The sequence below is a fragment of the Pseudonocardia terrae genome (assembly GCF_021343995.1).
In the GTDB taxonomy this organism is placed as follows: domain Bacteria; phylum Actinomycetota; class Actinomycetes; order Mycobacteriales; family Pseudonocardiaceae; genus Pseudonocardia; species Pseudonocardia terrae.
This window is the reverse complement of record NZ_JAJTTE010000102.1, coordinates 1-10235: the sequence shown is the minus strand read 5'-3', so window position 1 is coordinate 10235 and position 10235 is coordinate 1. Positions and strand designations below refer to the sequence as shown.

At 70.2% G+C, this 10235-nt stretch carries 7 protein-coding genes and 3 pseudogenes; 2 read left to right on the top strand and 8 right to left on the bottom strand.

All coding sequences use genetic code 11. The annotated features are described in order from the left end of the window. Nucleotides 1-231: pseudogene (locus LWC33_RS33695) on the top strand (polyphosphate kinase 2); the annotation flags it as partial. A gap of 384 nt (nt 232-615) precedes the next feature. On the opposite strand, the gene LWC33_RS33690 reads toward LWC33_RS33695, so the two are convergent. From LWC33_RS33690 to LWC33_RS33660, 8 genes and pseudogenes are all read right to left on the bottom strand, one after another. Then, the gene (locus LWC33_RS33690; RefSeq protein ID WP_233308765.1) at nt 616-867 is read right to left on the bottom strand and encodes an STAS domain-containing protein; all 252 of its coding nucleotides are present in this window, start codon (nt 865-867) and stop codon (nt 616-618) included. 96 nt (nt 868-963) lie between these two features. Next, nucleotides 964-1916 (bottom strand): annotated as a pseudogene (locus LWC33_RS33685) (SulP family inorganic anion transporter). Between the two features lie 109 nt (nt 1917-2025). Then, nucleotides 2026-2208 (bottom strand): annotated as a pseudogene (locus tag LWC33_RS35565) (SulP family inorganic anion transporter); the annotation flags it as partial. Between the two features lie 531 nt (nt 2209-2739). Beyond that, nucleotides 2740-3792 (bottom strand): YeiH family protein, encoded by a 1053-nt coding sequence (locus tag LWC33_RS33680; protein WP_233308764.1) that lies wholly within the window; start codon nt 3790-3792, stop codon nt 2740-2742. Between the two features lie 94 nt (nt 3793-3886). After that, complete coding sequence (locus LWC33_RS33675) at nt 3887-5191, bottom strand: MFS transporter (RefSeq protein WP_233308763.1); 1305 nt, start codon at nt 5189-5191, stop codon at nt 3887-3889. Nucleotides 5192-5351: 160 nt separating this feature from the next. Then, nucleotides 5352-6404, bottom strand: coding sequence for a beta-keto acid cleavage family enzyme (locus LWC33_RS33670; RefSeq protein ID WP_233308762.1), 1053 nt, complete (start codon nt 6402-6404; stop codon nt 5352-5354). A gap of 26 nt (nt 6405-6430) precedes the next feature. Continuing rightward, nucleotides 6431-7348, bottom strand: a complete 918-nt coding sequence (locus LWC33_RS33665; RefSeq protein ID WP_233308761.1) for a TauD/TfdA dioxygenase family protein — start codon at nt 7346-7348, stop codon at nt 6431-6433. Between the two features lie 56 nt (nt 7349-7404). Continuing rightward, nucleotides 7405-8394, bottom strand: a complete 990-nt coding sequence (locus tag LWC33_RS33660; RefSeq protein ID WP_233308760.1) for a quinone oxidoreductase family protein — start codon at nt 8392-8394, stop codon at nt 7405-7407. 252 nt (nt 8395-8646) lie between these two features. Between LWC33_RS33660 and LWC33_RS33655 the strand changes: the two genes are divergently transcribed. After that, entirely contained in the window at nt 8647-9732 is a 1086-nt protein-coding gene (locus LWC33_RS33655; RefSeq protein ID WP_233308759.1) for an AraC family transcriptional regulator, read from the top strand. Nucleotides 9733-10235 lie beyond the last annotated feature (503 nt).

Sequence of the window (10235 nt, the reverse complement as noted above, 5' to 3'; positions counted from 1 at the left end):
TCGCGGGCGCGCGACGACATGTTCGCCGCCACCGACACCGCGTGGGCGCCGTGGTGCGTCGCCCACTCCGACGACAAGAAGCGCGCCCGGCTGAACATCATCACCCATCTGCTCGGCCGGGTGCCCTACGAGCACGTCCATCGGAAGAAGGTCAGGCTGCCCCGCCGTGAGCTTCCCGCGAATCCCATGAAGCCCTCGTCGGCGCTCCGCTACATCCCCACTCCCTTCTGACGGGCGACGTACCGAAAGGGTAGGCATAGCGATGCTGTTCATCGGACCTGAAGCAGACGAGGCGACGGACGAGCACGAGGGCTTCGTCGCCGGTCGCTACCGCAACGGGGCGTTGTCCGACATCTGGACCGACGTGGCCATCTGTACCCCGGACACGTTCGCCGCGTTCGTCCCGGCTTGCGAATGCGGCTGGCGCGGAGCACCACAACACCCGGACGAGCAGGGGCTGGACAAGTGCCGGAGCGTGTGGCTCGCCGAGCACTTCACGCGACTCGCTGTCGTCCAGCGCGCTGTCGCAGGACGTGAGCTGGAACCGCGGGACTTCTTGTCCGCGTTCTCCGGGCCGAAGGACAGTCCGGCCGCGATCACGACACGGTCGACCGTTCAGGCAGTAACTGGGCCCCCCTGGGCGCCGCTTTCGCGGCGGAACGCGTCGACCGCGGCGTCCACGGTGGGGAAGAAGTGTGCCGGGTCGATGGTGCGGGTGAGTTCGTAGCAGTCGATCTTGCGCCGGACGGGGTCCTTCATCTCGGCGAACACGAGGTGCACGCCGCGGGCGTTGAGCGCCACGTCGAGCTCGTGGAGCATGTCGGCCGAGGTGGTGTCGACGTCGGTGATCGGCTCTGCGGCGACCACGATCCACCGTGGCGCAGGGGTCGCCGCGGCCAACTCCTTCAACTGTTCCCGGAAGGTCCGCGTTCGCGAAGATCAGTGGTGCGTCGAAGCGCACGATCACGCAGCCCGGCAACCGCTCGGCCGCCGGATAGCTGCGTAGGTCGTGGAAGCCGGGCAGGTCGGGGACCCTGTGCCCAGCTCGGTCCGGTAGGGCCACCAGGCGCGGCGGAAGACGTTCAGGACGGACAGGGCGATCGCCACAGCGATGCCGCCGAGCACGCCGAGCAGCACCACCCCGAGGAGCGCGGCGACCGACAGGGCGAACTCCGTGCGGCGGACGCGGAACAGCCGCATCGTCGCGGGCAGGTCCGCGAGCGACACCGAGGCGGCGATCACGACCGCCGCCAGCGTCGGTTGCGGCAGGTCACGCAGCAGGCCGGGAGCCAGGAGCAGGATCAGCGTGATCGCTGCCGCCCCGACCAGGCCGGCGAGCTGTGTGCGGGCGCCGGCCTGCTGCGCCACGGCGGTACGGGAGCCGCTCGTGCTGACCGGGAACCCTGGAAGAAGCCGGCCGCGAGGTTCGCCGCCCCGATCCCGACCATCTCGCGGTTGCCGTCCACGGTCCGGCCCGCGCGGGCCGCGAAGGCCGAAGCCGTGGAGATGGTGTCGGCCAGCGACACGACCGCAATACCGACCGCCCCCGCCGCGAGCGCCGCCAGGTCGGACAGCGACACGTGCGGCAGGGTCAGCGGCGGGAACCCCTGCGGGAGTACCCCGACCAGGTCCACCCCGCGCCCGCCCAGCCCGAACACGGCGGCGGTGGCGATCGAGGCCACGACGACCACCAGGACCGCGGGGACCCGGGGAAGCGCCCGCTGCAGGACGAGGATCAGGACCAGCCCGGCTGCGCCGACGCCCAGCGCGGCCGGCACCACCGCGCCACCGAACAGCCCGCGGACGAAGCCCGCGACCTCGCCGCCGAACCCCTCGGCGTCGACCGAGAACCCGCACGGCTTCGGCAGCTGTCCGACGAGAATCGTCAGTGCCAGCCCGTTCAGGTAGCCGATCATTGTCGGCCGCGAGATCAGGTCCGCCACGAAGCCGAGGCGCCCCCAGCCCGGCCGCGACCGTGATCGCACCGGTCATGATCGCGAGCGCCGAGACCAGTGCGACCGCGCGTTGCGGGTCACCGCCCGCGACGACCAGCGGGAGGACCGTGGCCGCGATCATCGGGCCCAGCGAGGAGTCCGGGCCGAGCACGAGCACCGGCGAGGGACCGAAGACCGCATACCCGAGCAGGCAGAGGATCGACGTGTACAGGCCGGTGATCGCGGGCAGGCCGGCCAGCTCTGCGTAGGCCATGCCCTGCGGCACCAGCAGCGCCGTGAGCACCAGGCCGGCGACCAGTCCTTCGGCAGCCAGCCTGCCCGGTACGTCCGCAGCGCCGCCAACCCGGGTACCAGCGACGACGACGCTCCGCCGCGGTGCGTATTCGGCTCGTTTCGCGCCGACTTTCCGGGCTTCACCCCCGCATCTTTTGCGGCCCGCCGTCCCTCGGCCTCACCCGGGCCGGATGGACGAATCCGCGGCACGTCCGGAGTCTGATTCGACGGCGGGCGGCGGCGGCGAAGTCGGCCGGGCCGGGCAGGGCGCCTGATTTCACGAGGCCGGGCAGCGGAGGTACCGCCCGCCCACTGGGGAGCTCGGAATCAGGGACCAGACGCGGCCGGGGCCCTCTGGCGGTCTGCTCATGGCGCCGACGGCGTGCTTCGCCAGAAGATCGGCGACTGCTCCGGCTGCTGTCCTGTTGGGCTCCGATCTGCGGGAGCTGCTCGGACCGGCACGGTGGCCCGGTCCGAGCGATCACCACAGAGGCAGTCGCGGCCCGAGCAGCTACGGCCCGAGCAGGAAGATCCCTGCCAGGGAGAGGCCCATGACGATCAGCGTGGAGAGCGTCGCGACGATGAGGACGGGTCCGCTGCGGCGGTACAGCGCAGAGATCCGCACCCCGGCACCCATGCCGAAGAGCGCCGCACCCAGGGCCACCACCTGTACTTGTGAGATCACGTCGAGCGCGCCGGCGGGCAGGACGCCGGTGCTGCGGAAGGCGACGCATGCGAGGAATCCGAGGACGAACAGCGGGACGAGCGGTGGCCGCTTATCCGCGGCCGACCGGTGGGGGTCGGCCATCCGGCCTCGGACGCTCACCGCTGCCACGACTGGTGCCAGGAGCAGCACCCGTGTCAGCTTGACGACGACGGCGACGGCGACGACGGCGGCACCGCCCGCACCGGCTGCAGCGACCACTTGGCCGACCTCCTGGATGCTGGCACCGGCCCAGATGCCGAACTCGGCATCGCTCAGCCCGAGCGGGTGCGCCAGCAGCGGCAGAAGCACCATCGCCACCGTGCCGAAGAGGGTCACCATCGCGACGCCGACGGCGACGTCCTCCTCGTCGGCTCCCGCGGCGTCCTGCATGGCTGCGATCGCCGAGGCGCCACAGATCGCGAAGCCCGTACCGATCAGCAGGCTGCGGGCGGTGCCGAGCCGCATCCGCTGGCCCAGCCACAGGGTGAGCAGCAGTGTGATCAGCAGTGTGACGAGGACGAGGCCGATGGTCCCGAGCCCGAGACCCGCGATCGCTCCGAAGGAGACCGAGAACCCGAGGAGCACGATCCCCATCCGCAGCAGGCGTTTCGTCAGCGGGCCGAGCGCTTCTCGGGCCGGTGCGGGCAGCAGTCCCGTGTTGCCGGCGACCATCCCCAGCCCGACCGCCCAGGTGAGGACGCCGACCGCGGGGACGAAATGGTGCGCGAGCATTGCTGCACCAAGGCCCAGGGCGGCGGCGACCAGCCCGGCCCACAACGTCGGACGAGCGTTCTCGGCCATGGACTGGGCATCGGTGCCGCCCACCTCGTTGTGGTGGACGGCCTCGACAGCGGTCATGCGGATCCCACCTGCGGCGCCGCTGCTCGCACAGCCCCGTTCGGCACCTCGACACGGCTGCGGTGGCCCGGTACCAGGACGACACTCGGTGGGGTCATCGGGTCTGCACCGAAGCCCTCGCCCGGGCGAGGCTGGCAGGGTAGGCCCTGCGCCCGACCAGCAGGGCGACCAGTGAAGCGACCGCCACCAGCGGCATGATTCTCATGGCGTCGACCAGCCCGACGTGGTCGGCGAGGATGCCGACCACCAGCGGTCCGGCGGCGAGGCCGAGCAGGTTGTTCGCGAGGGTGAGGGTGCCGAGCGCGGTCGCCCGTATCGACTCGGCGGTCAGGTTGGAGACCATCGCTCCGGCCGGGCCGCTCGCGCCGGCCGCGAAGAAGACACCGATTGCCAGCAGCAGGAGCTGGACGCCGCCTGCGGGCAGTGAGAACCCGATGCCGAGCGAGACGAGCGACACGAGCGAGTACGCGATCGCCGTCGTCCACTTGCGGAGGGCGACCTGCCGACTCACCCGATCGGTGATGGTCCCGCAGACGATCATGCCGGCGCCCATGAACAGGATGGCGATTGCTGCGACACCGGCTGCCGTGTCCGCGGGCAGGTCGTAGGCGCGGTTGAGGTAGCTGGGCAGCCAGGCGAACAGCGAGCCGGCGATGAACAGTTGGAATCCGCTGCCGAGGTAGGCGCAGATGACCGAGGGCGTGGCGAACAGGGTGTTCAGCCGGGCTCGCGGCGCCGTCGCCGGCCGGGGCGCGCGGTCGGCATCATCGATCCGGTGCCGGTCCAGCTTCGCGTCGGTGACGACCAGTCGGAAGAGCACCACCAGGGCGAGACCGAGGATGGCCATCGCGGCGAACGCCCAGCGCCATCCGAGGTGGACGGCGAGGACGCCGCCGAGGGCCACCCCGATCACGGAGCCGAACGAGCCACCGGCCATGAAGGCACCGGTGAACGAGGCCCGCCGGTCGGCGGGGAACACGGCGAGGACGACGGCCAGGCCGACGCTGCCGTAGGCGGCCTCACCGAGGCCGGTGAAGATGCGGGACAGCATGAGCTCGCCGTAGTTGGCCGACAGCGCCGACCCGAGGGTGGCGAGGCTCCATACTCCCGCCATCAGGACGATGGATCGGGCCCGGCCCCAGCGGTCGCCGAGCAGGGACAGCGGAACGGCCAGCACACCCACGGTCAGGGCCACCACGCTGGTGAGCGCACCGAGCTGGGTGTCGGTGAGCGCCCATGCAGCCTTGAGGACGGGGAAGACGGCCGAAAGGACCTGTCGGGACATGTAGTCCGACAGGAGAAGTGCGAAGGTGAGGGCGAAGACCACCCAGGGGAAGACTCGGGCCCGGATGCTGCGGTCCCGATCGAGGATCGGGCCCTCGGCGACCAGTGATGCCATGGCGACGCTCCTGTGCGACGGTGCGGCTGTCGATGTCCGGTCCCTTCCTGCACAGGAGGACCGGGGGTGGTCGCCCTCGAACCCGTCGTTCGCGGTCGACCGGTGGCGCGGGAGGGCGGGCCGGGAGCCGGCCCGCATTCAGGGCGTACGGTCGGTCGGTTCAGGCGTGGTGGACGAAGCCCACCTGGCCGGGCCGGCGGTTCGGCGGGTAGCCGAGCTTCGCCAGGGCCTCGTCGGCGCTGCCGTAGTACTCGTCGAGCTTGTAGATCTCGCGCGCTTCCTTGCCGGTCGCCACGCCGCGGCCGAGCTCGGTCGCGATTCGGACCAGCTGCTCCACGCCGGCCGCCGAGGTGATCTTCTCGCCGAGTCGGCCCCAGAGGGTGTCCTCATTGCCGCAGCGGGTGTGCAGGCCCAGGGCGATCGCCATCGCGTTGATCGGCAGGACGTTGCGCATGATGCTCTCGAGGGTCAGCGAGGCGCCGTCCGGTACGCGGCGGATGAAGTCCATCATCGTGTACGGGTTGGGGCCGTCGAAGCCGCCGCCGATGGCCACCCAGGTGATGTTGAGCGGCCCGGTGTACACGCCCCGCCGGACCAGCCGCTCCACCGTCTCCAGCTGCGCCGAGTGTGCCAGCTGGAAGTGCGGTTGGATCCCCCGGGCGACCAGGCGCTCGAGGTGCTCCTCGACCCACGCGGGGTTCGCCGGCACGTCCATGTTGCGGTAGGCCTCCCACAGCTCCGGGCGCTCGAACGAGGTGCCCCGGATGTCGTCGGCGGTCATCAGCTCCACGATGTTCATCTGCGACGTGTTGATCGCGATGGTCACCTGGTCGGGCTTCGGGTCCAGCTCGGCGAGCATGTGGCGGGTGTCGTCGGAGAGCCACTTGGCGTCGTCGCCGTCGCCCTCCGGGGCGAAGGAGATCGAGCCGCCGACCTGCAGGATCATCTCGGGCACGGCCTCACGCAGCCGACGGAGCAGCTCGTTGAACTGCGACATCCGCTTCGAGCCCTTGCCGTCGAGCTCGCGCACGTGCACGTGCAGCACCGTGGCGCCGGCGTTCCAGCAGTCCACCGCCTGCTGGACGTGCTGGTCCATGGTCATCGGGATGTCCTCGGGGAAGTCGGCGGGCTCCCACTCGGGCCCGTACGGGGCCGCGGTGATGACCAGCTTCTCCTGGTTCTCCGGGAACAGCGAGTCGTCGAGGAAGTACATGGCATTCTCCTATCGGTCGAGAGGGATCAGAAGGTGGGGGTTCCGACGATTCCTGCGCGCTCCATCTTGCGGACGGCGGGCCAGTAGTCCTGAACGGCGTAGTGCTGTGTGGAACGGTTGTCCCAGAGCGCGAAGCTGTTCTTCGTCCACCGCCAGCGGACCTGGTATTCGGGAACGGAGGCCTGCCGGACCAGATAATTCAGCAGCTCGCTCGCACCTGGCGCATAGTCGTGTCCGAACCGCACGTTCTCAGGCGTGTGGAAATTGACGAAGTGCGTGGTGAAAGCGTTGACGAAGAGCACTTGCTCCCCGGTCTCGGGGTGCGTCCGCACCACAGGGTGCTCGGCGTCGGGGAAGCGCTCGTGCAGGGCGCGCCGCTGCTCGGCGGGCATCGCCGCACCGAAGCTCGCCTCGATGCTGTGCCGCGCCCGAAGGCCGGCGATCCGCTGCTTCACGTGCTCGGGCAACCGCCGGTATGCCTCGGCCATGTTCACCCAGATCGTGTCGCCGCCGACCGGCGGTGTCTCGACGCAGCGGAGCAGGGAGCCCATCGGCGGGGCCGTACGCCACGTCGCGTCGCAGTGGAACGCGTTCTCGTAGTGCTCGGGCTTGCTGGCGAGGTCCTTGTAGATCCGGACCAGGCCGGGGTGTTCCGGGTCGCTGCCGGCGACCGGGTGGTCCTCGAGGGGCCCGAACCGCTCGGCGAGCGCGACATGTTCGGCGCGAGTGATGTCCTGATCCCGGAAGAAGAGGACCTTGTACTGCAACAGCAGGTCCTTGATCTGGCTGAAGAGCGCGGCGTCCCGGGACACCCGGGCCAGGCCGACGTGGCGCAGTTCCGCGCCGATGGTCGCCGTCAGGGGAACGACCTCGATCGAGTCGGGGCCGACTCGGAGCGACGAGACGCCTTCTCGCTCGGACGTGGATGGCGCGACGGTGTGCATGGGTTTCTCCGTTTGCGTGGTGGTGGTCACGGACGAGCAGCAGGGGTGTCGGCCGCTCAGACAGGGGCCGAGTCCAGGCAGAAGACCGAGGAACCGACGCTGCGACCGGACTCGAGGTCCCGGTGGGCGGTCACCGCGTCCTCGAGGGCATAGCGCTGGTTGATCTCGACGGTGATGCGTCCGGAGCCGACGTGGTCGAAGAGCTCACCCGCGAGCGCTGCGCGCTCCGTCGGGTCGGCGATGTAGTCCGCCAGCGCTGGGCGGGTGACGAAGAGGGAGCCCTTGACCGCCAGTTGCATCGCGTCGATCGGCGGGATCGGGCCGGAGGACGTGCCGAAGCAGACGAGCAGCCCGCGTCGGCTCAGCGAGTCCAGGGACGAGGGCACGGTGGTCCGGCCGATGCTGTCGAACGCGACAGGGACACCCGCGCCGTCGGTGAGCTCGCGGACGCGCGCGGCGACGTCCTCGCGACGGTAGACGACGGTGTGGGTGCATCCGTGCGCACGGGCGATCTCCGCCTTCTCATCGGTGGAGACGGTGCCGATGACGGTGATCCCGAGCAGCGCGGCCCACTGGGTGAAGAGCAGGCCGACCCCGCCGGCGGCGGCATGCAACAGGACGGTGTCACCCGCGGTCAGGTTCGCGATGCGGCGGAGCAGGTAGGCCGTCGTCAGTCCGCGCATGGTCATGGCCGCGGCGGTCTCGAAGGGGATGGCGTCGGGCAGCCTGATCAGCGGTGCGACGTCCATGACCCGATCGGTGCTGTAGGCGCCCAGCGGGCTGCCGGTGTACGTGACGCGGTCACCCTCGGCGAAGCCGGTCACGCCGGGTCCGAGCGCCTCGATCACCCCGGCCGCCTCGACCCCCATTCCGGCGGGGAGGGCCGCGGGGTACAGGCCCGTCCGGAAATAGGTGTCGGCGAAGTTGAGGCCGACGGCCATGTGCCGGATCCGGACCTCACCGGGACCGGGCTCTCCCACGTCGACGGATTCCCACCGCAGCACGTCGGGGGCACCGACCTCGTGGAAGCGGACACCTTTCGCCATCGGCTCGTTCTCCATTCCTTATCGAGAGCTGTAAATCGACTGCAACGCTGCATGGAAGAAGATGTCGAGATTGCCCTTGCGGCGGGGTCCTCAGCTGCGCGCGGGGGTCTTTCTCGGTGTGGCGACCTCGGGCTCCTCCTGCTTTCGCCCCTGCCGGTGATGTGATAAATCGTGGCAGCAGCCGGCCCGGAAGGCTGTACCGTCTCGGACACGTCCCTTGACTTGTTCGGACAGCGTCCAGGGGGTGATGCCGTGCGTCCCTGCGTCCGCTCTGCCACGCTCGACGGTTATCTGCAGCTCGCGCGCTCGCTCGGGCTCGACCCCGTCCGGCTCGCCGAGAGTGTGGGGCTGGACATCGCGGACCTGGCCGCCCCGGAGAAGTGGATCCCGGCGGCGGATGTCGCGCAGTTGCTGGAACTCTCGGCCGACCTGTCCGCCCACGAGGACTTCGGCGTGCTGCTCGCCGGCCTGCGTCGCCTGACCACCCTGGGGCCGCTCAGCGTGGTGCTTCGCCAGGAACCCGACCTGCGCAGCGCGCTCCGGCTGTTGATCGGCTATGAACGCAGCTACAACGAGGCTCTGCACCTGCGCCTCGACGAGGCGAACGGCCTCGCCAGGATTCGACTGTGGCTCGAGTTCGCCGAGCCCGCGCCCACCCGGCAGTCTCTGGAACTGGCCACTGCGGCGCTGCTCGGCATCATCCGGGACCTGCTGGGCACGGAGTGGGCGCCGTTATCCGTATGTTTCTCGCACCCGAAGCCGGCCGCGTCCGACACCTACCGGAGCACGTTCGGGGCACGCCTTCAGTTCGACCACGCATTCACCGGCCTGGTCTTCTTCGCCGAGCAGCTCGACGCTCCGAACGCGATGTCCGATCCGCTCCTGCGGCCGTACGCGCACCAGTTCCTGGAGTCGCTGCCCTCACCGCGGAGCGGGGTGGCGTCGGGGGTGTCGGACCAGGTCAGGCAGCTGGTGGAGATGCTGCTGCCGCTGGGCCGCTGCTCGACCCTCCAGGTGGCCCGCAGCCTCGGCGTGACCCAGCGGACCTTGCACCGGCACCTGGCCGCGGAGCAGGAGACCTTCTCCTCAATCGTCAACTCCACCCGCGCCACGCTGGCCGAGCGCTACCTGGCAAACGACCGCAACTCGCTGACCGCCGTCTCCGAGCTGCTCGGGTTCACCGCACCGAGCGCCTTCTCCCGCTGGTTCCGTTCCCGGTTCGGCTCAACTCCCTCACAGTGGCGTGACGCCGCGCGGCGTCCATCAGCGGTCACCGCCGCGTCTGAGGGCAAGAAGAGCCACCTCGATAAGGGTCCGGGCGGCGGCCCCGCCGATTGAGCCGCCACGCAGTAGCCAGTGGTCTGGTCTTGGGCCCAGTTCGACCGACAGGCGGGCTTGACCCCGGCTCGTGGACACGGGGCTGGATTACGCCGCTGCCGGGACGGTAGCCGCGTGGGCCTTCTCGTAGCCCGAGCTGACGGTCCACGCCGCGGCATTTGCGGTCGAGTCTGCGAGCGCGCAACGCCACCGGCGAACGATGGGGGTCGACACGGCAGTCGAGGCCGGCCCGGCGGACGATCTCGGCGACGAGCTCGAGGTCGACCGGTGCGGAGGTGTCCGGGCTTGTCGGCTCGTCATCGTGCTGGCTGCGGCCGGTGGCGAAGAGGTTCGGGTGGGTCATGGCTAGATGGCTGTCGAGGTCGGCAGCGGGTCGGCGTGGATGTGCTCAGCCGGAACGCCAGCGGCGAGAAGCTGGCGCGTGGCCGTGTTCTGCATACGCGGTGGGCCGCAGACGACGATGTCGTGGTCTCGCCAGGTCCGGCCGCGCAGAGCGGTACCGA

What these genes read in the sequence shown, in the direction of transcription:
- LWC33_RS33680 (WP_233308764.1), bottom strand. Translation starts at nt 3,792, where the DNA reads ATGACCGCTGTCGAGGCCGTCCACCACAACGAGGTGGGCGGCACCGAT.
- LWC33_RS33675 (WP_233308763.1), bottom strand. Translation starts at nt 5,191, where the DNA reads ATGGCATCACTGGTCGCCGAGGGCCCGATCCTCGATCGGGACCGCAGC.
- LWC33_RS33670 (WP_233308762.1), bottom strand. Translation starts at nt 6,404, where the DNA reads ATGTACTTCCTCGACGACTCGCTGTTCCCGGAGAACCAGGAGAAGCTG.
- LWC33_RS33665 (WP_233308761.1), bottom strand. Translation starts at nt 7,348, where the DNA reads ATGCACACCGTCGCGCCATCCACGTCCGAGCGAGAAGGCGTCTCGTCG.
- LWC33_RS33660 (WP_233308760.1), bottom strand. Translation starts at nt 8,394, where the DNA reads ATGGCGAAAGGTGTCCGCTTCCACGAGGTCGGTGCCCCCGACGTGCTG.